Origin of the sequence: Loktanella sp. DSM 29012 (assembly GCF_900110705.1) — a bacterium.
Lineage (GTDB): Bacteria > Pseudomonadota > Alphaproteobacteria > Rhodobacterales > Rhodobacteraceae > Loktanella > Loktanella gaetbuli.
The window spans coordinates 333,948-355,064 of the sequence record NZ_FOEJ01000005.1; the positions used below are offsets into that span (position 1 = coordinate 333,948).

At 62.0% G+C, this 21,117-nt stretch carries 24 protein-coding genes; 11 read left to right on the forward strand and 13 right to left on the reverse strand.

The features are described 5' to 3' along the window. Positions 1 to 25 precede the first annotated feature (25 nt). Positions 26 to 382 (reverse strand): YigZ family protein, encoded by a 357-nt coding sequence (locus BMX27_RS13430; protein WP_090160317.1) that lies wholly within the window; start codon positions 380 to 382, stop codon positions 26 to 28. 107 nt (positions 383 to 489) lie between these two features. On the opposite strand from BMX27_RS13430, the gene BMX27_RS13435 reads away from it, so the two are divergent. After that, a complete protein-coding gene (locus BMX27_RS13435; RefSeq protein ID WP_090160318.1) occupies positions 490 to 1,137 on the forward strand; it encodes a PAQR family membrane homeostasis protein TrhA in 648 nt (215 codons plus the stop codon). Here BMX27_RS13435 and BMX27_RS13440 read toward each other — a convergent pair. Then, complete coding sequence (locus BMX27_RS13440) at positions 1,134 to 1,877, reverse strand: M48 family metallopeptidase (protein ID WP_371260140.1); 744 nt, start codon at positions 1,875 to 1,877, stop codon at positions 1,134 to 1,136. The two genes, BMX27_RS13435 and BMX27_RS13440, sit on opposite strands and share 4 nt — an antisense overlap. Before the next feature lie 132 nt (positions 1,878 to 2,009). On the opposite strand from BMX27_RS13440, the gene BMX27_RS13445 reads away from it, so the two are divergent. The 3 genes from BMX27_RS13445 (at position 2,010) to BMX27_RS13455 (ending at position 3,658) form a co-directional block, all read left to right on the forward strand. Then, the gene (locus BMX27_RS13445) at positions 2,010 to 2,255 is read left to right on the forward strand and encodes a hypothetical protein (protein ID WP_056036034.1); all 246 of its coding nucleotides are present in this window, start codon (positions 2,010 to 2,012) and stop codon (positions 2,253 to 2,255) included. Between the two features lie 114 nt (positions 2,256 to 2,369). After that, positions 2,370 to 2,948 (forward strand): nitroreductase family protein, encoded by a 579-nt coding sequence (locus BMX27_RS13450; RefSeq protein WP_090160319.1) that lies wholly within the window; start codon positions 2,370 to 2,372, stop codon positions 2,946 to 2,948. Further along, positions 2,945 to 3,658 carry an EI24 domain-containing protein gene (locus tag BMX27_RS13455; RefSeq protein WP_090160320.1) on the forward strand — a complete coding sequence of 238 codons (714 nt, stop codon included), beginning with the start codon at positions 2,945 to 2,947 and terminating at the stop codon, positions 3,656 to 3,658. Before BMX27_RS13450 ends, BMX27_RS13455 begins: the two co-directional genes overlap by 4 nt. Here the strand turns inward: BMX27_RS13455 and BMX27_RS13460 are convergent. After that, positions 3,621 to 3,908: a DUF1467 family protein gene (locus BMX27_RS13460; protein WP_090160321.1), complete on the reverse strand. Its 288-nt coding sequence runs from the start codon at positions 3,906 to 3,908 to the stop codon at positions 3,621 to 3,623. The genes BMX27_RS13455 and BMX27_RS13460 overlap by 38 nt on opposite strands. A 3-nt stretch (positions 3,909 to 3,911) precedes the next feature. Beyond that, positions 3,912 to 4,316: a methylmalonyl-CoA epimerase gene (mce, locus tag BMX27_RS13465; protein ID WP_090160322.1), complete on the reverse strand. Its 405-nt coding sequence runs from the start codon at positions 4,314 to 4,316 to the stop codon at positions 3,912 to 3,914. Between the two features lie 147 nt (positions 4,317 to 4,463). Here mce and BMX27_RS13470 point away from each other — a divergent pair, with 147 nt between their 5' ends. Continuing rightward, positions 4,464 to 5,180: a response regulator gene (locus BMX27_RS13470; protein WP_090160323.1), complete on the forward strand. Its 717-nt coding sequence runs from the start codon at positions 4,464 to 4,466 to the stop codon at positions 5,178 to 5,180. On the opposite strand, the gene BMX27_RS13475 is transcribed toward BMX27_RS13470, so the two are convergent. Genes BMX27_RS13475 through BMX27_RS13485 form a run of 3 tightly spaced genes read right to left on the reverse strand, consistent with a single transcriptional unit; the run spans position 5,177 to position 8,497 of the window. After that, positions 5,177 to 5,932: a GNAT family N-acetyltransferase gene (locus tag BMX27_RS13475; protein WP_090160324.1), complete on the reverse strand. Its 756-nt coding sequence runs from the start codon at positions 5,930 to 5,932 to the stop codon at positions 5,177 to 5,179. The genes BMX27_RS13470 and BMX27_RS13475 overlap by 4 nt on opposite strands. Next, positions 5,910 to 7,112 carry a DUF1501 domain-containing protein gene (locus tag BMX27_RS13480; protein ID WP_090160325.1) on the reverse strand — a complete coding sequence of 401 codons (1,203 nt, stop codon included), beginning with the start codon at positions 7,110 to 7,112 and terminating at the stop codon, positions 5,910 to 5,912. Before BMX27_RS13480 ends, BMX27_RS13475 begins: the two co-directional genes overlap by 23 nt. Before the next feature lie 2 nt (positions 7,113 to 7,114). Then, positions 7,115 to 8,497, reverse strand: coding sequence for a DUF1800 domain-containing protein (locus BMX27_RS13485; protein ID WP_256212537.1), 1,383 nt, complete (start codon positions 8,495 to 8,497; stop codon positions 7,115 to 7,117). Positions 8,498 to 8,695: 198 nt separating this feature from the next. Between BMX27_RS13485 and BMX27_RS13490 the strand changes: the two genes are divergently transcribed. Continuing rightward, on the forward strand, positions 8,696 to 9,298 hold the full coding sequence (locus BMX27_RS13490; RefSeq protein WP_090160326.1) for a L,D-transpeptidase: 603 nt from the start codon (positions 8,696 to 8,698) through the stop codon (positions 9,296 to 9,298). 69 nt (positions 9,299 to 9,367) lie between these two features. Here the strand turns inward: BMX27_RS13490 and aspS are convergent, their stop codons facing one another. Beyond that, positions 9,368 to 11,146, reverse strand: a complete 1,779-nt coding sequence (aspS, locus tag BMX27_RS13495) for an aspartate--tRNA ligase (protein WP_090160327.1) — start codon at positions 11,144 to 11,146, stop codon at positions 9,368 to 9,370. Between the two features lie 209 nt (positions 11,147 to 11,355). On the opposite strand from aspS, the gene carB reads away from it, so the two are divergent. Together carB and BMX27_RS13505 are read left to right on the forward strand one after the other, a co-directional pair. Beyond that, positions 11,356 to 14,688, forward strand: coding sequence for a carbamoyl-phosphate synthase large subunit (gene carB / locus BMX27_RS13500; RefSeq protein ID WP_090160328.1), 3,333 nt, complete (start codon positions 11,356 to 11,358; stop codon positions 14,686 to 14,688). Positions 14,689 to 14,753: 65 nt separating this feature from the next. Then, the gene (locus BMX27_RS13505) at positions 14,754 to 15,026 is read left to right on the forward strand and encodes a hypothetical protein (RefSeq protein WP_090160329.1); all 273 of its coding nucleotides are present in this window, start codon (positions 14,754 to 14,756) and stop codon (positions 15,024 to 15,026) included. Between the two features lie 2 nt (positions 15,027 to 15,028). On the opposite strand, the gene BMX27_RS13510 is transcribed toward BMX27_RS13505, so the two are convergent. After that, entirely contained in the window at positions 15,029 to 15,625 is a 597-nt protein-coding gene (locus BMX27_RS13510; RefSeq protein ID WP_090160330.1) for a DUF805 domain-containing protein, read from the reverse strand. Positions 15,626 to 15,747: 122 nt separating this feature from the next. Between BMX27_RS13510 and BMX27_RS13515 the strand changes: the two genes are divergently transcribed. Further along, a complete protein-coding gene (locus BMX27_RS13515) occupies positions 15,748 to 16,866 on the forward strand; it encodes a beta-ketoacyl-ACP synthase III (RefSeq protein WP_090160331.1) in 1,119 nt (372 codons plus the stop codon). On the opposite strand, the gene BMX27_RS13520 is transcribed toward BMX27_RS13515, so the two are convergent. Then, complete coding sequence (locus BMX27_RS13520) at positions 16,863 to 17,696, reverse strand: aldo/keto reductase (RefSeq protein ID WP_090160332.1); 834 nt, start codon at positions 17,694 to 17,696, stop codon at positions 16,863 to 16,865. The genes BMX27_RS13515 and BMX27_RS13520 overlap by 4 nt on opposite strands. 133 nt (positions 17,697 to 17,829) lie before the next feature. On the opposite strand from BMX27_RS13520, the gene BMX27_RS13525 reads away from it, so the two are divergent. Together BMX27_RS13525 and BMX27_RS13530 are read left to right on the forward strand one after the other, a co-directional pair. Then, on the forward strand, positions 17,830 to 18,429 hold the full coding sequence (locus BMX27_RS13525; RefSeq protein ID WP_090160333.1) for a thymidine kinase: 600 nt from the start codon (positions 17,830 to 17,832) through the stop codon (positions 18,427 to 18,429). A 34-nt stretch (positions 18,430 to 18,463) separates the two neighbouring features. After that, on the forward strand, positions 18,464 to 18,952 hold the full coding sequence (locus BMX27_RS13530) for a cytochrome b (protein WP_090160334.1): 489 nt from the start codon (positions 18,464 to 18,466) through the stop codon (positions 18,950 to 18,952). Here BMX27_RS13530 and BMX27_RS13535 read toward each other — a convergent pair. From BMX27_RS13535 to proC, 3 genes are read right to left on the reverse strand one after another with little or no spacing between them, the layout of a single operon-like run. Beyond that, positions 18,949 to 19,893, reverse strand: coding sequence for a 2-hydroxyacid dehydrogenase (locus tag BMX27_RS13535; RefSeq protein ID WP_090160335.1), 945 nt, complete (start codon positions 19,891 to 19,893; stop codon positions 18,949 to 18,951). The genes BMX27_RS13530 and BMX27_RS13535 overlap by 4 nt on opposite strands. Next, positions 19,890 to 20,231: a tRNA-binding protein gene (locus tag BMX27_RS13540; protein ID WP_090160337.1), complete on the reverse strand. Its 342-nt coding sequence runs from the start codon at positions 20,229 to 20,231 to the stop codon at positions 19,890 to 19,892. The genes BMX27_RS13535 and BMX27_RS13540 overlap by 4 nt, the downstream gene beginning before the upstream one ends. Beyond that, complete coding sequence (gene proC, locus BMX27_RS13545; RefSeq protein WP_090160481.1) at positions 20,224 to 21,039, reverse strand: pyrroline-5-carboxylate reductase; 816 nt, start codon at positions 21,037 to 21,039, stop codon at positions 20,224 to 20,226. Before proC ends, BMX27_RS13540 begins: the two co-directional genes overlap by 8 nt. Between the last annotated feature and the right edge of the window lie 78 nt (positions 21,040 to 21,117).

Consider the following 21,117-nt stretch of genomic DNA (forward strand, 5'->3'; position numbering starts at 1 on the left):
TAGCGCAGTCTTGGCAGCTTTTACCCTACCCTGCCCCCAGATCGTCCAGATACACCCGCACCGCGTCCTGGACGCGGCGAAAGCGGTCTCCGCCGAGTTTTGTGCCGCCGAACCAGCGGGTGACGACAATGATGTGGCCGGTCAGACCTTCGCGTTCCAGCATGCGCAGAATGACCATCCCCGCGCCGGATTCGCCGTCGTCGTTTTTCAGCGGGCCGTCGGGCAGCAGCACGGCCCAGGTGTTATGCGTGGCCTTGGCAAATTTCTTGTTCCGGCACAGTGCCTTGACGAAGGCCTTGGCCGCGTCCGCGCTGTCCACCGGCCCGCCGGAGACAGCATAGGTCGACCCACGGTCGCTGAGTGCTTTGTCGATGATCCGCATGCCTCTGTCTAACTTGTGCGGCCCCCTGCCGACAGAGGGTGCCGAGAACAACGTTTGTGACCCAGCGTCATACTATGGTCACAGGGCAAACAGATTATGTTCAAGGCATGAGCCAGACCTACCCGACCCAGGACCCCGCTGCCCGGCACGCCGACTGGGCTGTCCATACACTTGGCACGGCCTTTGCCGTGATCGGTGGTGCGCTGCTGATTATCTGGGCTGCGTTGAATGCCAGCGGTGGCATCATCGCGGCGCTGTCGGTTTACGGCTTCGGACTGGTGGCGACGTTCCTGGCGTCCAGCCTCTATCACATGACGCCCTGGCACCGGGTCCGTCCGACCCTGCGGCGCATCGACCATGCCGCGATCTATGTGATGATCGCGGGCACGGTGACACCGCTGGCGGTGATGGTGCACTCCCCCTTTGCCTACGCGGTGCTGGCCGCGATCTGGGCAATCGGGCTGGTGGGCGTGGTGCGTAAACTGTTTTTCTGGGCGACGCCCGGTCGGTTCGGCCCATTGATCTATCTGGCGATGGGCTGGTTGGGCATCCTGCTGGTGCGCGACCTGATGGGGCTGGTGCCGGGTGTGGCGCTGACGCTGATGCTGGCGGGTGGCGCGCTTTATTCCGTGGGCGTGCTGTTTTACAGCCGCGAGAGCCTGCGGTTTGCGACTGCGATCTGGCACGGCTTTGTCGTCGCAGCCTCGGCCTGTTTTTTCGCGGCGATTACGATCAGCACGGTGGCGCTGACCTAAAACCCAAGCGCACGTGCGGCCTCGTTCACGACGCGGACCCGGTCGGCATTGGCCGGATGCGTCCCCAGAAACGTGTTACCGGGATCGGGTATCCGAAAAAAGAATTCAGCCCCCCGGAGCGGGTCAAAGCCCGCACGTGCCGCAATGACCGTGCCCAGCGCGTCGGCCTGCAATTCGAACTGCTGCGAATAGGTGCGTGCGCCCACAGCCGCACCAAAGGCCGCCGCCTCGCGCCGCGTGCGTGGATCATCGGACAAGCCGACCAGCTGCCCCATGACGGCTGCCCCGATGGATGCGGCCTGCCGCTGCTGCGCGATGTGACCCAGGATGTGATGCGCCGCCTCGTGGCTGAGGATGAACGCCAGCTCGTCCGCATTGCGTGCCTCGGCCACCAATGTGCCGGTAAAGGCAATCAGCGGCTGATCGCCGTTCACCAGCGTCTGAAAGGCATTGGGCGGTGATCGCGGATTGGCGTCAATGGCGAATTCGAAATCGCAGTTCGGCTCGATCCCTGCGGCACGGCATTCCGCCTCGGCGACAGGTTCAACGCGGTCAACGACCTGAACCAGCATCTGCACCGCAGCCTCTGCGTCCATCCGGTCCACCAGTCGCGATCCGGCAGCGGCCTCTGGCGACATGACGACGGTGGAAGGTACGGCCACCGGGGCCGTCGGACGCGGGTTGGCCGCACAGGCAGTCAGCACCAAAAGGGCAACCACAGCGCAGATCCATCGCATCATTGTCGTCCCATCCCTTTTTGTAGACCAGCCTGTATCAGGTATCACGCGCCCCGGACACCGCCACCCCCCGGTTAATGACACTTGCGTCAAACCGCCCTTGGCGCATGCGCTGGACCGCGCTAGGCTAAGGCCATGTTTACAATCGAACACGACTTTGACGCGACGACGGTCACCCTGGTGGATGATGCGGGTCCCCCCTTCCAGGAGGATGTGATCGTCAACACCTTTGACGATTGCGTCACGGTCAGCCAGTTTGACCCACGTCTGGGGGAAAACCGCACGATCACCCTGTCCTTGGGGCAGGTGCGCGACCTGTTTGCAGCACTTGATCTGCCAGAGGGGGCCTATGCCCTGAAACCCGCCCCGGACAAATCCTAGGCAGGCCAGACGGTCGCCCACCGATGTGCCAACACCGGATTTGTGCGCCTTTCGCACGGTTGCCGCCTTGTTACTGCACGCTTATCTGTGTCGTGACAGTTACGAGGATACCCGATGCCCGACCGCAACCAAGACGCACTCGATTTTCTGCTGACGCGGCGCTCGCGCCCCAGCAAGACATTGACGACACCGGTCCCCACACGCGACCAGTTGACCGAGATCCTGACCGCGGCGGCCCGCAGCCCCGATCATGGCAAGCTGGAACCCTGGCGGTTCATCGTTCTGGAACGCGCCGCCTTGCAACGGCTGGCCAGTGCCGTTCCCGCCGCCGCCGCACAGGCCGGTATCGCAGAGGACAAGATGATGAAACAGCGCGACCAGTTCGCGCATGCGAACCTGGCCGTAGTTGTCGTCGAAAGCCCCAAACACTCGGACAAGGTGCCGACCATAGAACAAACCTACGCCGTGGGCGGTGTCTGCCTTGCGCTGGTGAACGCCGGGCTTGCGGCTGGCTGGGGGGCCAACTGGCTGTCGGGCTGGGCCAGCCATGACGCTGAATTCGTGCAGTCCCACCTTGGGCTGAACCATGATGAACGTGTTGCCGGCATCATCCATCTGGGTACCGAAACCTCGGCACCGCCGGACCGCCCGCGCCCCGATCTGGATCAGATCACGACCTGGGTCGCTGCATGATCCTGACGGCGTTTTTCAAGGCGCTGTCACAATTGCCCGACCCCCGGTTCCAGCGCGTACTGTGGCTGGGTGTCGGTCTGACGCTAGCGCTGCTGGTCGGTGCCTATCTGCTGATCCTGGGTGTGATCGGCTGGTTTGTGTCCGACCCGGTGTCCCTGCCCTGGATCGGCGAAGTGACCTGGATCGACAACCTGCTGGGTTGGGGATCGTTGTTTGGAGTCCTCATCGCATCGGTTTTCCTGATGATCCCTATCGCATCCGCAATCACATCGCTGTTTCTGGATACCGTCGCAGAGGCGGTCGAGGATGCCCATTACCCCGACCTGCCGCATGTCGCAGCCACCTCCATCTTGGACGGGGTGCGCGACAGTATCGCGTTTTTGGGCGTGTTGGTGGGTGCGAACCTTGTGGCGCTGATCGGGTATATTTTGGTGCCGTTTGCCGCGCCTTTCATATTCTACGGGATGAACGGCTACCTGCTGGGCCGCGAATATTTTCAGGTCGCAGCCATGCGCAGGCTGGGCCGCACCGGTGCGCAGGCCCTACGCAAACAGCATATGGGTACGATCTGGACGGCGGGCATCCTGATGGCGCTGCCGCTGTCCATTCCGCTGGTGAACCTGTTCGTCCCGATCATCGGAGCGGCCACGTTCACACATCTGTATCACCGGATCACTCGGACCGCAGGCTTGGCGGACCCATCCGGTTGAACCAGTCGAAATCGCGTACTTCGATTGCGCCCGAGAGGATGATCCCGGCCACAACAATGTAAATCCCGATCGCCCAAAAGGTCGTCGTCTTTGCCTTTTTCTTGAAACTGAAATCTGCCGGGGCCGAAGCATGGGTGCCCGGCTCGATCTCGTTGGTGTCGCCCTGCGTCACGTTGCGCAGGGGCAGCACGATGAACAGCGTCATCCACCAGATCACGGCGAACAGCACGATGGCGGAAATGATGCTCATGGTTCAGACCTCTTCAAGTTCGATGAGACAGCCCTGGAAATCCTTGGGATGCAGGAACAACACGGGTTTGTTGTGGGCACCGATTTTGGGTTCACCGTTGCCAAGGACGCGTGCGCCCGTCGCCACCAGCTTGTCACGGGCGGCGATGATATCGTCGACCTCGTAGCAGATGTGGTGGATGCCGCCTGCTGGGTTCTTGTCCAGAAAGTTCTGGATCGGGGACTCTGCGCCCAGTGGATAGAGAAATTCGATTTTCGTATTCGGCAGTTCGACAAAGATCACCGTTACACCGTGATCAGGTTGATCGATTGCAGGGCCGACCGCAGCCCCCAGCGCGCCGCGATATTGTTCTGCGGCAGCGTCAAGATCCGGCACGGCGATGGCCACGTGGTTCAGGCGTCCGATCATCACATTCCCCTAGCATTTTGCCAGTGTTATGCAGGCCGCGCAGCCCCTTGCCAAGAGGAGGGGGGATTTTCCGCTGCGACATTAAGCTCTCCTTCACCTTCGGATGGTTGTCTGGACCCCAGACGTTCAGATCATAGGAGTGGGGACATGGACAACGTCGAAGAATTCTTGGTGCGGCGACCGCCGACTGCATTGCGGCCCCTGTTGGGCATGACCCTGCTGGTCGTCGAGGACAGTCGCTTTGCCTGCGAGGCGGTGCGCATGCTGTGCATGCGGTCGGGCGCGCGCGTGCGCCGGGCAGACAGTCTGACCAGCGCGATGAAACACCTGTCCATCTACCGACCGACGGCGATTATCGTCGATGTCGGTCTGCCTGACGGGTCTGGTCTGACACTGATCCGGCAACTGGCGCAGGCGACGCCGCGGATTGATGTGATCCTGGGCACGTCCGGTGATCCGGACATGGCCGATGACGTCATCGCCGCAGGGGGTGATGGTTTCCTACCCAAACCGATCGCCAGCCTGTCGGATTTTCAACAAGCAATCCTGTCGCATCTGCCCGCCAACCGCCAACCACAAGGACCGCGGATGCTGTCCGGGGAACAGGTCGCACCCGATCGGATCGCCTATCGCGAAGACCTTGAATACGCGGCCAGGGTACTGAAACAGGATCAGGGCGGTGACACGCTCGACTACGTTGCGGGGTTTATTATCGGGATTGCGGGTAGCGCCGGCGACACGGACCTGGCGTGCATGGCCAGCCGGCTGATCCGTGACCGGCGGCGGGGGGATGCTACAGATGGGCCGCTGAACAGCCTCACGGACATGGTGACAGCCCGTCTGAAAACGGCGTCAGGATTTTAGGCGCGGTCTTTTGTTTCCAACGCGGGATCCGACGCGAAGCGATAGGGTGCCGTCAACACCCCCAGATTGCTGCATTGCTGGCCGCGCGCATCGAAATTTGTCGGTGCCAACCAATCCAGATAGGCAGACCGCAGACCCGGCCAGTCACCATCCGTCATCGCAAACCAGGCGGTGTCCCGATTACGTCCCTTGACGATCAGGTGTTGACGAAACGTCCCTTCGTAGCTGAACCCCAGCCGCTGCGCAGCCCGGCGCGAGGGCATGTTCAGCGCGTTGCATTTCCAGACCATGCGTCGATAGCCAGCATCAAAGGCCCAGTCGCACAAAAGAAAGAACGCTTCGGTGGCGACGGGTGTGCGCTGCAAATCCGGCGACAGATTGACGTTGCCGATTTCGATCCCGCCTGCGGCTGTATCGACGTTCATCAGGCAGGCATAACCCAGCGGATCGGCGGCACCAGCCCGACAGATCGCCAACGCCAGACCATCGGCGGCAAAAACAGCCGCCATGATCGCACCAAAATCACCGACCGTCGCAGGCGGTGCATCAAACAGATAATCGAACAGCCAGGGATGCGGTCCGATGCGGTCGAACAACGGGTCGGTATCGCGCGCGGGATCCAGCGGGCGCAGATGCGCATGGTGCCCTGTCAGGGTCAGATCAGCGGGCGGATCTTCAGGCGGCGTCCAACGCGCGACGATCGGCCCGACGTGACGCTCGACCACCGGATCAGACCGCCAGCCGTGGCGCATCAGTCATGTCCAGCCCCGGAAAAATCGTGTCTTCGATATCGCCGCGCGACAGGCCGAACAGATCCTGCATGACACGACCGGCGGCGGCCCGCACATCCGAAGTTGGCATCAGGTCGCGCCGATCGAACAAATCGGCCTCGGCCAGTCCGGGCCAGCGTCCCAAGACCTGCCCGCCACGCAGCGCCCCACCCGCAAACAGCATCGCCCCACCCGTGCCATGGTCGGTACCCAGTGTTCCGTTTTCGTGCGCCGTCCGCCCGAATTCCGTCATGCACAGCACCGCAGTTCGATCCCAGACCGGGCCCAACCCATCCCGCAGCGTCAGGATCGTTTCGGCCAGATTTTCCAACGCGCCGTTCAACTGGATGTCCTGACGGCTGTGCGTATCCCAGCCGTGCAACGAGAAACTGGCGATCCGCGTCTCGGCGCGCAGGCGCTGCGCCGCAAAAGCCGCGACGCCTGCATGTCCCCGCGTGGGTGCTGGCGCCATCATCATGCCCATCTCGCCGTCTGCGCCCGCATCCTCTGCGTCAGAGGTAGCCTCGGTGAACAGGGTGTCGGCAATGTCGACGGCCCGCAGAGCCGCATCGCGAAAGATCGGATCGTCATGCAGGATCAGGTCCAGCAGGCGTCGCGATTGCGGAGACAGGTCCAGTTCCGACCGGGGGGACCATTGCAGATAGGGGTTGGTCCCGGACAGGATCTTCATCTGTTCATATCCGACCGAATAGGCAGTTTCTGCGGTCATGCCCGGCACAATGCCCAACATCCGGTTCAGCCAGCCGCTGCGCGATTCACCGGCGGGAAATGTCCCGGCCTCCAGTACGTCCTGCGCGTCAAAATGACTGCGCGGCCCGCGGTACGGTGACGACGTGGCGTGCAGCGCTCCGAATTGCCCCGCGTCCCATAAAGGACGCAAGCCGGACAGACCGGGGTGCAGGGCCCAGGCGTCGTTCAGCCCCAGACCGGCGGTTTCCATCAGGCGCGGGCGCAGGCGCGCAAGGTCAGGGTCACCGATGGGTCGTATGACATCGAGGCCATCAAGTCCGCCACGCAGCACGATCACCACCAGACGCGCATCCCACGGCCCCTGTGCGAGGGCCACGGGCGTCACCAATGGACTGGCAGCAAGAGAACAGCCAAGGGCAAGACTGCGCGTCAGGAATGCACGGCGATCCATCTTCAAATCCTTTGAAATGCGGGTGACGTCAGCACGAGGCCGATGCCTTCGGACCGGGTTTCGGCGCTGCTGGCCGCAAAGGTGACCTCGGCCGGGGCCTCCGGACCCAAAGCGGTCTGCACGAAATCACGTGGATCAGGCAGCGGGTCGACCATGACACGCGGGGCCCCCATGGCCCAGTTGATCCGCCCGGCCAGACCTTGCGGGGTGATCCAGCTTTCCGCGTCCTCTGGCCAACCGTCCGGACCGGAAGGTGCCTGATAGGGCTGGCCCATGACCTGCAAGGGTCGCACCATCCAGTCCCGGTAATCCGCCGGTCGCATGTTCAGGATATCGTCGCCGTCGACCCCCAATGCGCGCAGGCTGGCCATCACGAACAGATCGGGGCGGCGCACCTTGGACCGGTGCACGATCCAGGCCGCCGGATGTGACACCATCGCCTGCGTCACCGCCAAAAGATCCCCGCCCGTTTCCCGGAAAACGCCTGCGAGGGATGCGACAAGGGTCGGATCGGGCAGGTCCGACACGAAATGGACCACCAGCTTGGACGCGATATGGTCCGCCACCTCTGGCCGTGTTGCCAGATCGACCAGCGCCGATTTCACAGTCTGCAAATCCGCCTCGGCACTGTAACGCCGGCCCATCACCACTTCGGCCCCGGGTTCGGCACGATCGGTGCGATAGGCAAAGCCCTGACGGAAATCATAGGTGACACCGGTCAAAAGCTCGGCCAACTCGGTGACGTCGCGCTGGGTGAACGGCCCATCGGCCCCGAACAGGTGCAGTTCCAGCAATTCGCGTGCGAGGTTTTCGTTCAAACCGAACCCGCGTTTTTGCCCGACAGTGCTGTTTGGCCCGACGGACACCCATTGATCCAGATAGTGCAGCATCGCCGGATGCAGCGTGGCCGCCACCACCATATCCGAAAACCGGCCGACAACATGCGGTCTGATTGCATCGGTGACATAGGGTGCGATCATCGACCGAAAGGCAAAGGTCTTTGCCCGGACGGCAAAATGGTCCGCCCAGAACAATGTCAGGCGTTCGCGTAGCCCGTCATCGGTGGTCACGGCGCGCGCAATTGTCCGCAGGTGATCATTGCGGCGGGTCACGTTCATGGCCTGCCGAAATTCACCTTCCTTCTTTCGCAACTCTTCTACTTCGGGCGTCCCCCGTGCCGCACGCCGCGCGGCGGCCGCAAAACGAAACTCTGCCATCGAGGGGTCGGTCTCTTCCATGCCTGCGATCGGATAGCGTTCGGCCGCAAGATCCGGCCCGGACAACGACGCGATCATGGCCTGCACCGATGCAGGACCGGGCGCGGACGGCCCCAACCCCACGCCAAAGCGAAAGGCAGCGAGTGTCGGATCAAATGGAATGGTCATTGCGGCAAATCCTTTGGGATCGGATTATCATTTTTTGCACTGCCGTGCACCTCAAACTCGCGGGTTTCGGCATGACAAAAGACCGATTTTGACGGATGTCGAAATATTCGCACATGCGCTTGTGACTGGCGCAACCTTGCGCGACCGTGTGAAATTCACCAGATAGTGATACAAAGACGCGACCAAAGGACCGTTGTGATGATTGACCGCCGCCGCTTTCTGACCTCTGCCGCCATCGGGGCCGGTGGGATGACTCTGCCGACCCTGTTGCAGGCCCAAGAAGACACGCAAGCCATCGCAGAGCCGACATTCGACATGTCGCCCAAGGTTGTGCAGCTGGACAACCCGCTGCCCCCCGGGGAAATCCACGTGGTTCCGGATGTCTATTCGCTGTACTGGACCCTGCCTGACGCCGAGGCGATCCGCTATTACGTGGGTGTCGGGCGTGATGAACTGTACGAAGCCGGCGAATTCACCGTAGGCGCGAAAAAGGAATGGCCCAGCTGGACCCCGACGCCCGACATGATCGAGCGTGATCCTGACTCCTATGCGAAATATGCCGACGGCATGCCCGGTGGCCCGGAGAACCCGCTGGGCGCACGGGCGCTCTATCTGTTCCAAGAGGGGATCGGCGACACGTTCCTGCGGATTCACGGCACGAACAAGCCCAGCACGATTCGCACCGATGTGTCGAATGGCTGCGCCCGTCTGACCAATGAACAGGTCATTGATCTTTATCCGCGCGTCCCGACTGGATCGCGCGTGTTCCTCTACGAAAAGAACCTGCTGCCCCGCGCTTGACCCGCATGGGGCAATGAAAAAAGGCGCGTCCCTTGCGGGGCGCGCCTTTTGCATTGTCAGGTCGTCTGACTATTTGTCGGCGGGGATTGTCCGCAAGTGCAGCTCGCGCAGCTGTTCGTTCTGCGGCAGGCTGGGGGCGTTCATCATCAGATCCTCTGCGCGCTGGTTCATCGGGAACATGATGACCTCGCGGATGTTCGCCTCGTCGGCCAGCAGCATGACGATCCGGTCGATGCCAGCGGCACAGCCACCGTGGGGCGGCGCGCCATATTGGAACGCGTTGACCATACCACCAAAGCGTTTCTCCACCTCTTCCTTGCCGTAGCCTGCGATCTCGAACGCCTTGAACATGATTTCCGGGCGGTGGTTCCGGATCGCGCCGGACACCAGTTCATATCCGTTGCAGGCCAGATCGTACTGGTAGCCCAGCACATCCTCCGGGTCGCCCTCCAGCGCGGCCATCCCGCCCTGCGGCATGGAGAAGGGGTTGTGTTCAAAGTCGATTTTGCCGGTTTCCGCGTCACGCTCGTAAATCGGGAAATCGACGATCCAGGCAAAGGCAAAGCGGTCGGTGTCGATCAGTTTCAGTTCCTGACCGATCTCGGTGCGCGCACGGCCTGCGACACCCTCGAACGCGGCAGGTTTCCCACCAAGGAAGAACGCCGCGTCGCCCACACCCAGACCCAGCTGCTGGCGGATCGCCTCTGTGCGTTCCGGCCCGATGTTCTTGGCCAGCGGGCCGGCGGCCTCCATTCCCTCGCCCTGATCGCGCCAGAAGATATAGCCCATGCCGGGCAGACCTTCTTTCTGGGCAAAGGCGTTCATGCGGTCGCAGAACTTGCGTGACCCGCCGCCCGGCGCGGGGATCGCGCGGATCTGGGTGCCCTCCTGCTCCAGCAGCTTGGCAAAGATGGCAAAGCCCGAGTCGCGGAAATGATCGCTGACGACCTGCATCTTGATCGGGTTGCGCAGGTCGGGCTTGTCCGTGCCATACCAAAGGGCCGCGTCGCGGTAGCTGATCTGTTCCCATGTCTGGTCGACTTTGCGGCCGCCGCCGAATTCTTCAAAAATGCCGCCGATGACAGGCTGGATCGTATCGAACACGTCCTGCTGTTCGACAAAGCTCATTTCCAGATCGAGCTGGTAGAAATCGGTCGGCGACCGGTCGGCGCGCGGGTCCTCGTCGCGGAAACAGGGCGCGATCTGGAAATACTTGTCGTAGCCGGACACCATGATCAGCTGTTTGAACTGCTGCGGGGCCTGCGGCAGCGCATAGAACTTGCCCGGGTGCAGGCGCGAGGGCACCAGAAAATCGCGCGCGCCCTCGGGGCTGGATGCCGTGATGATCGGCGTCTGGAATTCGCGGAACCCTTGGTCCCACATGCGCTGGCGCATGGACCGCACGACATCGGTGCGCAGTTTCATGTTGTGCTGCATCGCCTCGCGGCGCAGGTCGAGGTAGCGATACTTCAGCCGCGTTTCCTCGGGGTATTCCTGATCGCCAAAGACCTGCAACGGCAGCTCCTTGGCCGCACCCAGCACCTCGATGTCGCGGACGAACACTTCGATTTCGCCCGTGGGCAGCTTGGGGTTGACCAGCTCGGGGTCGCGGGCCTTTACCTCGCCGTCGATGCGGATGCAGTATTCGGCGCGGACCTTTTCCACCTCGGCAAAGGCGGCAGAATCGGGATCGCATAGCACCTGGGTCACCCCGTAGGTGTCGCGCAGGTCGATGAACAGGATTCCGCCGTGGTCACGGACCCGGTGAACCCAGCCGGACAGCCGGACCTTGTCACCGACATTCGCAGCCGTCAGATCGGCGCAGGTATGAGAGCGATAGGCATGCATGGCAGGGTCCTTGGGTCAAAAAACGTTTGTCCCGATACACCCCTTTGACCCCGATAAGTCAAGCATGGCACCCGCGCGCCGTCTTTGTGCGATCACGCCAGCCCGGTGGCGCCGATTTTTCGCGAAAAATCGGTTCCCGGTCATCGGGCCTTGCACCTTGCCCGCGCCCTTCTATAACGCGGACAATTTGCTGCAATTTGGGGGCCGCCATGCCAAAACGCGATGATATCAAGTCCATCATGATTATCGGGGCCGGTCCCATCGTCATCGGACAGGCCTGCGAATTCGACTATTCCGGCGCACAGGCCTGCAAGGCGCTGCGCGAAGAGGGTTACCGCGTCATCCTCGTGAATTCGAATCCCGCCACGATCATGACCGATCCGGGGCTGGCGGATGCCACCTACATAGAACCGATCACCCCCGAGGTCGTGGCCAAGATCATCGCCAAGGAACGCCCCGACGCGCTGCTGCCCACGATGGGCGGACAGACGGGGCTGAACACCTCGCTGGCACTGGCCGACATGGGCGTGCTGGAAAAATACAACGTCGAACTGATCGGGGCCAAGCGTGAGGCCATCGAGATGGCCGAGGACCGCAAGCTGTTCCGCGAGGCAATGGACCGGCTGGGGATCGAGAACCCCAAGGCCACGATCGTGACCGCGCCGAAAAAAGCTGAAGGCAAATTCGACATCAAGGCCGGGGTGCAGCTGGCCATCGACGCGATTGAATACGTGGGCCTGCCCGCGATTATCCGCCCTGCCTTTACCCTTGGCGGGACGGGCGGCGGTGTCGCCTACAATCGTGACCAGTACGAACACTTCTGCCGCACCGGCATGGAAGCGTCACCCATGGCGCAGATCCTGATCGACGAATCCCTGCTGGGCTGGAAAGAGTTCGAGATGGAGGTGGTGCGCGACACCGCGGACAACGCGATCATCGTCTGTGCCATCGAAAACGTGGACCCGATGGGTGTGCACACCGGCGACAGCATCACCGTGGCCCCTGCCCTGACGCTGACCGACAAGGAATACCAGATCATGCGCACGCACAGCATCAACGTGCTGCGCGAAATCGGCGTGGAAACCGGCGGGTCCAACGTGCAGTGGGCCGTGAACCCCGACGATGGCCGCATGGTCGTCATCGAAATGAACCCACGCGTGTCGCGGTCTTCGGCCCTGGCGTCCAAGGCGACGGGTTTCCCGATTGCGAAAATCGCGGCGAAACTGGCCGTGGGTTACACGTTGGACGAGTTGGACAACGACATCACCGGAGTGACCCCTGCGTCATTCGAGCCGACGATCGACTATGTCGTGACGAAAATCCCGCGCTTTGCCTTCGAGAAATTCGCAGGCTCTGAACCGCTGTTGACCACGGCGATGAAATCCGTGGGCGAGGCGATGGCCATTGGCCGCACCATCCACGAATCCTTCCAAAAGGCGCTGGCCAGCATGGAAACCGGGCTGACCGGGTTCGACGACATCGCGATCCCTGGCGCCCCTGACGTTGCCGCCATCACCAAGGCGCTGGCACGCCAGACCCCCGACCGCATCCGCGTGATCGCGCAGGCGATGCGTCACGGTCTGAGCGATGACGACATCCACGCCGTCACCAAGTTCGACCCCTGGTTCCTGGCCCGTATCCGCGAAATCGTGGACGCCGAAGAGGTGGTCAAGTCGAACGGCCTGCCCGCGGACGAGACGGGCCTGCGCAAGCTCAAGATGATGGGTTTTACCGATGCGCGTCTGGCGACCCTGACGGGTCAGTCAGAGGCAGACGTACGGCGCGCACGGACCAACGCCGGTGTCGTCGCCGTATTCAAACGCATTGATACCTGTGCGGCCGAGTTCGAGGCGCAGACGCCTTATATGTATTCGACCTACGAGGCCCCCATGATGGGCGAAGTCGAGGACGAGGCGCGCCCGTCCGACCGCAAGAAGGTCGTGATCCTGGGTGGTGGTCCGAACCGGATCGGACAGGGGATCGAGTTTGACTATTGCTGCTGTCACGCCTGTTTCGCCCTGACCGATCAGGGCTATGAGACGATCATGATCAACTGCAACCCCGAGACGGTTTCGACCGATTACGACACATCGGACCGGTTGTATTTCGAGCCGCTGACGTTCGAGCACGTCATGGAAATCCTGCGGGTCGAGCAGGAAAACGGCATTCTGCACGGTGTGATCGTGCAGTTCGGCGGTCAGACGCCACTGAAACTGGCGAACGCGCTGCAAGAGGCAGGCATTCCGATCCTCGGCACCTCGCCCGACGCGATCGACCTGGCCGAGGACCGGGAACGGTTCCAGGATCTGGTCAACCGTCTGGGGCTGAAACAGCCGGTGAACGGTATCGCGTCCACCGACCAGCAGGCCTTTGCGATTGCCGCGGACATCGGATTCCCGCTTGTCATCCGCCCGTCCTATGTGTTGGGGGGCCGCGCAATGGAGATCGTGCGCGATCAGGCACAGCTGGAACGCTATATCTCTGACGCTGTGGTGGTATCGGGCGACAGCCCCGTGCTGCTGGACAGCTATCTGTCGGGTGCGGTCGAGGTGGATGTCGATTGCCTGTGCGACGGGGAAAACACCCATGTCGCCGGTATCATGCAGCACATCGAAGAGGCCGGCGTGCATTCCGGCGACAGTGCCTGTTCGCTGCCGCCGCATTCGCTGTCCGACGCGATGATCACCGAGATCCGCCGCCAGACCGACCTGCTGGCCAAGGAGCTGCGGGTCGTCGGCCTGATGAACATCCAGTTCGCCGTCAAGAACGAAGAAGTCTACCTGATCGAGGTGAACCCCCGCGCGTCCCGCACCGTGCCATTCGTGGCCAAGGCGACCGACAGTGCCATTGCATCCATCGCCGCCCGTCTTATGGCAGGCGAGCCGCTGTCAAATTTCCCGCTGCGCGCGCCCTACCCCGAAACCGACAACCCGATGGATGTGTTGCCGCTGGGCGACGCCTTCACGCTGGCCGACCCGAAAACACCCTGGTTCAGCGTCAAGGAAGCGGTTCTGCCATTCGCGCGGTTCCCCGGCGTCGACACGATCCTGGGGCCGGAAATGCGGTCCACTGGCGAGGTCATGGGCTGGGACCGCAACTTTGCCCGTGCATTCCTCAAGGCGCAGATGGGTGCGGGCACAGACCTGCCGACGACTGGCCGCGTGTTCGTGTCGATCCGCGATGATGACAAGACGGACGCCATGGCAGAGGCCGCACGCGGCCTGACCGACCTTGGACTGTCCATCGTGGCCACTCGCGGCACCGCGAAATGGCTGGCCGATCTGGGCATCACCGTGGAAACCGTGAACAAGGTCTACGAGGGTGGCCGGACCATCGTCGATCAGCTCAAGGATAGCGAGATCGCGCTGGTGCTGAACACCACCGAAGGTGCGCAGGCCGTCGAGGATTCGCGCGATATCCGTGCCGTCGCCCTGAACGACAAGATCCCGTATTTCACCACTGCCGCCGCCGCACAGGCTGCGGTGATGGCGATGCAGGAACGTGCGAATGGCGAAATCGAGGTGCGCAGCCTGCAAGGCTGACACCCTGCGGTTAACGCTGCAATGCAAACGTGCTATGACGGGACCAGATCACGAAAGGTCCCGTCATGCTGCGCCTCACGCCTGTTGTTCTTCTCGCGGCCTGCACGGTCGCACCAACCTATACCCCACCCCTGTTCGGCGATGGCTACCGCGCTGACGGCGATCAATGCCGTCGTGTGGCCGAGGATGATTTCACCAATCAGTTTTTGGACGACGCAGCCGACCTCGTGGCCTGCCCCGTCGACATGGAAAACATCGGCGTCTTTGCATTGGATACGGGCGCGTCGGCCGTGGCACAGGTGCCCGGCTACATCCTGTATTCCGTCCCGCGTCGTTAGGATCAGCCGAACCGGTTCGGGCCATCGGGCACGCGACACCACCAGACGATCAGGATGATCCAACCGATCACGGGCAAAAGCAGGAGCAACTGCCACCAGCCCGATTTGTCGATGTCATGCAGGCGACGCGCGGTCAGCGCGATGGTCGGGATAAAGACGGCAAGCGACCAGATATTGCCTAGCACCCCGAATTCCTGACCAACTTCGCCAAACAGAGCGGCATCGACGATCCCCAGAACGATACCGATGATGATGCTGTCCAGCATGAACCACCAGAATTCACCGCGGTTGCTGCGTCCCTTGAAATCGAAATAGCGGGCAAAGAATTGCTGAAACGCGTCCTTCATCCCGCTTTGGCGGCGGTAATCGCGGCCCGTGTCTGCATACTCTGGCACTGCGGGTCGCCCGACACCCGCAGGCTGTGACGGGGTCCGCGACACGCCCTCGACATGCATGTGGGCGGGTTCCCATTCCTTCATGGTGTCGGTCCAGACCAATGTGCGGGGGCCTATGATGCCGGACCGGGTCAATGCCCCGAATTCGGATTCGTCAATCGGGCCGTGTTCCTTGCCGTCGTTCGCATAGTACCATTGTGCCATGGTCTGTCTCCTCGCGCTGTCGCTGGAAACCTGCGACGAAGCTGACGTCGTGTAAAGAGACCACTTGCTGGACAAGCGCGCCCGGCAACGGCAAAATCAGTTACCCAGCGAAAGGTCCCATCATGCCAAATGCCGCCATCACCGGAACGGGTGTGTTCACCCCGTCCGAAATCATCACCAATGCCGAGCTGGTGACGGCCTATAATGCCTATGCGGACCTGTGGAACGCGGAACATGCCGACGACATCGCCGCAGAGAAAACGGCGGCGAAGCCCCATTCGTCAGAGGATTTCATCGTTGCCGCATCCGGGATCGAGCGGCGTTATGTGATCGACAAAACCGGCGTGCTGGACCCCACGCGGATGTATCCGCATTTTCGCGCCCGCAGCGACGACGAACCGTCCTTGATGGCGGAAATCGCCCAGGACGCGATTACCAAGGCGCTGGCACAGGCGGGGATCACGGGCACGGATGTCGATCTGGTGATCTGTGCCGCGTCCAACATCGAACGCGCCTACCCGGCGGTGGCGGTCGAAATCCAGCAGTTGATCGGTGCCGGCGGCTTTGCCTTTGACATGAACGTGGCCTGTTCATCCGCGACATTCGGCATTCAGCTGGCCGCCGACATGATCAAGGCCGGGTCGGTGCGGGCGGCTGTCGTCGTGAACCCCGAAATCACCAGCGGCCATCACGAATGGCGCGACCGCGACTGTCATTTCATTTTCGGTGACGTCTGCACCGCGACGGTCCTGCAACCCGAGGACGCGGCAAGTGGTGCGCATTTCAAGGTCCTGTCGACCCGTTGCGCGACCGAATTTTCCAACAATATCCGCAATAACGCCGGTTTCCTGCGCCGGACGCGCGACCAGATGGAGGACCGCCGCGACATGCAGTTCATGCAAAACGGGCGGCGCGTGTTCAAGGAGGTGCTGCCCATGGTCAGCCAGCATATGGCGGACCACATGGCCGACGAGGGTCTGACCGCAGATGACCTCAAACGGCTGTGGCTGCATCAGGCCAACAAGACGATGAACAGCTATATCGGCAAAAAGGTGATGGGCCGGGACCCCGAACCCGATGAACAGCCGAATATCCTTCAGGATTATGCCAACACATCGTCGGCGGGCTCGATCATCGCGTTTTCGAAATACTCGGACGATCTGGTTCCCGGCGACAAGGGAATCATCTGTTCCTTTGGCGCCGGGTATTCGGTCGGGTCGGTCGTCGTCGAACGAGCCTAGTCGAGCCCGTTGAACGTATCGGGGTCAGGCCCGGTGCGTTCGCCGGTGTCCAGCGCCGCGATGGCCGTCAGGTCATCGTCGGTCAGGTTGAAATCAAAAATATCCATATTGGCCCGCAGGTGATCGGGATTGCCTGACCGGCTGATCACGACGTTCCCGATGTCGATGTGCCAGCGCAGGATCACCTGTGCGGGGGACTTGCCTGTGCGGTCAGCAATCGCCTTGATCGGGGCGGCATCGAACGATCGCGCACTGCCCAGCGGTGACCAGCTTTGCGTGACGATGTCGCGTGCATCGTAGACTTGGGCCAGTTTGGATTGCTGCAGGCGCGGGTTCACCTCGACCTGGTTCAGGACGGGTTTCACGCCGGTTTCGCCGATGATGCGGTCCAGATGATCCTTGTGAAAGTTCGACACACCGATTGATGTCATCTGCCCGTCCGCCTGCGCGTCAATCAACGCTTTCCATGCGGTGACATAGGTGTCCTGTTGCGGAAAGGGCCAGTGCAGGAGCATCAGGTCCAGTTTTTCCAGCCCAGTGCGTTTCAGGCTGTCATCGACCGATTTGCGCACGTCGTCATAGGACATGCCGTCGTTCCAGACCTTGGACGTGATGAACAAATCATCGCGTGACACCTCGCTTGCGCGGATGCCCTCGCCCAGCTCCTCTTCGTTCTTGTACATCGCCGCACCGTCAATCAGGCGGTAGCCCATGCCGATGGCATCGCGCACGACGTCAGCGCATGTATCCTTTGGCACCTGCCAGAGGCCCAATCCGAATTTCGGGATCGCGTTTCCGTCGTGAAAGGCTTGGGTCGGAATGTCGGTCATGGCTTTATCCTTTGTCTTTTCAGTCGGACAACGGATCGCAGGGCTGATCTGTTCCATGACGATCCGGCGGTGTGAGCGGCAGACAGGCACGCACGCTCTTGCAAAGGGTCGGACCGTGGCGGTAGGCAGGCGCATGGCGAAGCTCTATTTCAATTATTCCACGATGAACGCGGGCAAATCGACCGTGTTGCTGCAAGCCAGCCACAACTACATTGAGCGCGGAATGCAGACCTATCTGATGACGGCGCGGCTGGATACGCGCGCCGGTCAGGGCCGCATCGCCAGCCGGATCGGCATCGGCGACGTGGCCGATACATTCGCCCCCGGCGAAAACCTCTTCACCAAAATCGCGCGCCGACTGGACGCGGAACCGTGCGCCTGCGTTTTCATCGACGAGGCGCAGTTTCTGGAAGAGGAACAGGTCTGGCAACTGGCCCGGGCAGTCGATGATCTGGGCGTGCCGATCATGTGCTACGGGTTGCGCGTCGATTTTCAGGGCAAGCTGTTTCCAGGGTCGGCCACCCTGCTGGCGCTGGCCGATGAAATGCGAGAGGTCCGCACGATCTGTCACTGCGGACGCAAGGCCACGATGGTCGTGCGCAAGGACGCGGATGGCCGCGTCGTTCAGGCGGGCGATCAGGTGCAGGTTGGCGGCAACGACCGATATGTGTCGCTTTGTCGCAAACACTGGCGCGAAGCGATGGACGACGCGGAACCGGATCTGCTGATCTGAGTTTGATTCCTAGTCATTTGTTAGGTCCAAAGTCATGTCAGACAGCCTTCGTTATTCCCGTAAACACATGTTCCTGCACTGGATCATTGCCCTGCTGGTCGCCGTCCAGTTCTTCTTTGCGGAAAACATGGGGGCCGCTTTCGACGCCAAGCTTGAAACAGCCAGCGGCGGTTGGACGACCGGCGCTGCCTTTCACGCGATACTGGGCGCGTCGATTGGCCTACTCATGCTGTGGCGGTTGATGATCCGTCGCACGACCGACATCCCGCCGCCGCCGGCACATGCCCCAGATCTGATCCAGACGGTCAGCAGGGCCACCCACTGGCTGTTCTACGCAATCCTGATCGCCATGCCGGTCGCGGGCGCGATCGCATGGTTTTTGAAACTGGAATGGATGGCAGAGGTTCACGACGTCACCGGCAAGGTGCTGATCGCCCTGATCGTGTTACACATCGCCGGAGCGGCCTATCACCATTTCATCGGTGGTGACAAAAGCGTCATCCACCGCATGATCCCGCGCTAGACCGCGTTTGGCGGCGCATCCCCTTGATCCCACGCGATCAGGTTATCCACGGCGAGCTGTCCCATCGCCTCGCGGACCTCCAACGCTGCCGTGCCAAGGTGCGGCAGCAATACCACGTTGTCCAAGCCCAGCAATTCTGATGGCACCGTCGGTTCGTTTTCGTAGACGTCCAGACCGGCGCTGATGCGCCCGGATTTCAGCGCGGCCACCAGTGATGCCTCGTCCACGACGTCGCCACGCGCGATATTGATGAAAATCGCGCCGTCGCTCAGTTCCGCCAGTGCGTCAGCGTCGATCAAGTGGACGTTCTCACCGCCTCCCGGCACGGCCACAACGACCACGTCCGATTGGCTCATCACGCCGCTGAGTTCCTCGACCTGTCGGGCGGGGAAATCTACGTCTTTGACCGAGCGATTGTAATAGATCACCTTCATGTCAAAACCGAAATGCGCACGACGCGCGATGGCCTGACCAATGCGGCCCATGCCGACGATGCCGATACGTTTGCCGGTCAGATGCATCCCCAGCAGTTGCGTCGGCTCCCATCCGGTCCATTCTCCCGCGCGCACCAGACGCTCTCCCTCGCCCGCGCGGCGGGCGGCCATCAGCATCAGCGTCAGCGCGATGTCAGCGGTCGCATCGGTGACGGCACCGGGCGTGTTGGACACGGTGACGCCGGCAGCCTTGGCCGCGCGCACGTCAATGTGGTTGTAGCCAACGCCGAAATTGGCCAGCATCTTGCACCGCAGGTCGGGCGTCGCGAATGCCATGTCGGTGAAACCGTCACCCAAGGTGCACATGATTGCGTCGTATTCCTGCAAGGCCGATGCAGCGGCCTCGACGCTCAGCGGGCCGTCGTCGCTGATCGTAACATCAAAGTGTGGGCGCACCGCGTCGATGGTTGCGTCCGGAAACGGGCGAGTCAGCAGAAGGCGTTTCAATGCAACCGCCCCCCGTTCGGCACCGATTGGTCCGGCGTCGCCAGCACAACGGCACCATCGGCATCAGGAAATCCCATGACGAGGACTTCTGACATGAATTTTCCGATCTGGCGCGGTGGAAAATTCACGACCGCCATGACCTGACGTCCGATCAACCCTTCCGGTGTGTAGTGGACCGTCAGCTGGGCCGAGGTCTTGCGTTCACCGATGTCGCCACCGAAATCGATCCAGAGCTTGATCGCGGGCTTGCGGGCCTCCGGATAGGGTTCGGCCCGCACCACGGTGCCGACGCGCACGTCGACCTTCATGAAATCGTCGAAATCGATCTGATCAGTCACGCGACAACTCCCGTCCACGGTCAGCCGCGGCAGTGACGGCGCGCGACAATAGCTTGGGGAATCCGTGTTCCGCGTCCATCAACACCTCCAACGCGGCCTGGGTCGTGCCATTGGGCGAGGTCACGTTGCGGCGCAGCTGGGCTGGATCCTCGTCCGAGTCCTCTGCCAGCTGCCCTGCCCCGCCGACGGTCGCCTTTGCCAGTTTCATGGCAACATCCTCTGGCAGGCCCTGTTCGACGCCGGCAGCGGCAAGTGTTTCGATCAGATGAAAGACATAGGCCGGGCCAGACCCAGACACGCCGGTGACGGCGTCGATCTGCGCCTCGTCGTCCAGCCGGACAGTCTGGCCGACCGCGTTCATCAGCGTCTCCGCCAGTGACAGGTGGTCATCGGTCGCAGCGGCATTGCCGACCAGCGCACTGATGCCGCGCCCGATTGCGGCGGGCGTGTTGGGCATGGTCCGCACGATGGGACTGTCCGCGCCAAACGCCGCCTCGAACCGCGCCAGCGACGTGCCTGCAGCAACCGACACGAACAGCGTCTTGCCGCCACCCAAGGCTGCCATCGCAGGCAGCGCATCGCCCATCATCTGCGGTTTCACAGCCACCAGCGCCACGGCGGGTGCATCCGGCGTGCCATCGTTGATATGACAGCCCGTGGCGCGGACCCAGTCACTGGGATTGGGGTCCAGTATCCAGACCGAACCCGCAGGCAGGCCCGATTTCAGCCAGCCGTCCAGCAGGGCCGATCCCATCTTGCCACAGCCCAGCAGCACCAGACCACGGTCAGCAACGTCATTCATATCCATATCGGGCACCCCATCTGTCAATTCGCCCAAACGCTACGCCCCGTCATGCAGGGGCGCAAGCAATTGACCAACGCGCAG

Excerpts from the sequence above, each read along its gene's own strand:
- BMX27_RS13430 (WP_090160317.1), bottom strand. The coding sequence starts at position 382 with ATGCGGATCATCGACAAAGCACTCAGCGACCGTGGGTCGACCTATGCT.
- aspS (WP_090160327.1), bottom strand. The coding sequence starts at position 11,146 with ATGCATGCCTATCGCTCTCATACCTGCGCCGATCTGACGGCTGCGAAT.
- BMX27_RS13505 (WP_090160329.1), top strand. The coding sequence starts at position 14,754 with ATGCTGCGCCTCACGCCTGTTGTTCTTCTCGCGGCCTGCACGGTCGCA.
- BMX27_RS13445 (WP_056036034.1), top strand. The coding sequence starts at position 2,010 with ATGTTTACAATCGAACACGACTTTGACGCGACGACGGTCACCCTGGTG.
- mce (WP_090160322.1), bottom strand. The coding sequence starts at position 4,316 with ATGATCGGACGCCTGAACCACGTGGCCATCGCCGTGCCGGATCTTGAC.
- BMX27_RS13460 (WP_090160321.1), bottom strand. The coding sequence starts at position 3,908 with ATGAGCATCATTTCCGCCATCGTGCTGTTCGCCGTGATCTGGTGGATG.
- proC (WP_090160481.1), bottom strand. The coding sequence starts at position 21,039 with ATGGATATGAATGACGTTGCTGACCGTGGTCTGGTGCTGCTGGGCTGT.
- BMX27_RS13455 (WP_090160320.1), top strand. The coding sequence starts at position 2,945 with ATGATCCTGACGGCGTTTTTCAAGGCGCTGTCACAATTGCCCGACCCC.
- BMX27_RS13525 (WP_090160333.1), top strand. The coding sequence starts at position 17,830 with ATGGCGAAGCTCTATTTCAATTATTCCACGATGAACGCGGGCAAATCG.
- BMX27_RS13475 (WP_090160324.1), bottom strand. The coding sequence starts at position 5,932 with ATGCGCCACGGCTGGCGGTCTGATCCGGTGGTCGAGCGTCACGTCGGG.
- BMX27_RS13490 (WP_090160326.1), top strand. The coding sequence starts at position 8,696 with ATGATTGACCGCCGCCGCTTTCTGACCTCTGCCGCCATCGGGGCCGGT.
- BMX27_RS13435 (WP_090160318.1), top strand. The coding sequence starts at position 490 with ATGAGCCAGACCTACCCGACCCAGGACCCCGCTGCCCGGCACGCCGAC.
- BMX27_RS13515 (WP_090160331.1), top strand. The coding sequence starts at position 15,748 with ATGCCAAATGCCGCCATCACCGGAACGGGTGTGTTCACCCCGTCCGAA.
- BMX27_RS13480 (WP_090160325.1), bottom strand. The coding sequence starts at position 7,112 with ATGGATCGCCGTGCATTCCTGACGCGCAGTCTTGCCCTTGGCTGTTCT.
- BMX27_RS13520 (WP_090160332.1), bottom strand. The coding sequence starts at position 17,696 with ATGACCGACATTCCGACCCAAGCCTTTCACGACGGAAACGCGATCCCG.
- BMX27_RS13530 (WP_090160334.1), top strand. The coding sequence starts at position 18,464 with ATGTCAGACAGCCTTCGTTATTCCCGTAAACACATGTTCCTGCACTGG.
- BMX27_RS13450 (WP_090160319.1), top strand. The coding sequence starts at position 2,370 with ATGCCCGACCGCAACCAAGACGCACTCGATTTTCTGCTGACGCGGCGC.
- BMX27_RS13470 (WP_090160323.1), top strand. The coding sequence starts at position 4,464 with ATGGACAACGTCGAAGAATTCTTGGTGCGGCGACCGCCGACTGCATTG.
- BMX27_RS13485 (WP_256212537.1), bottom strand. The coding sequence starts at position 8,497 with ATGACCATTCCATTTGATCCGACACTCGCTGCCTTTCGCTTTGGCGTG.
- BMX27_RS13440 (WP_371260140.1), bottom strand. The coding sequence starts at position 1,877 with ATGATGCGATGGATCTGCGCTGTGGTTGCCCTTTTGGTGCTGACTGCC.
- BMX27_RS13510 (WP_090160330.1), bottom strand. The coding sequence starts at position 15,625 with ATGGCACAATGGTACTATGCGAACGACGGCAAGGAACACGGCCCGATT.
- carB (WP_090160328.1), top strand. The coding sequence starts at position 11,356 with ATGCCAAAACGCGATGATATCAAGTCCATCATGATTATCGGGGCCGGT.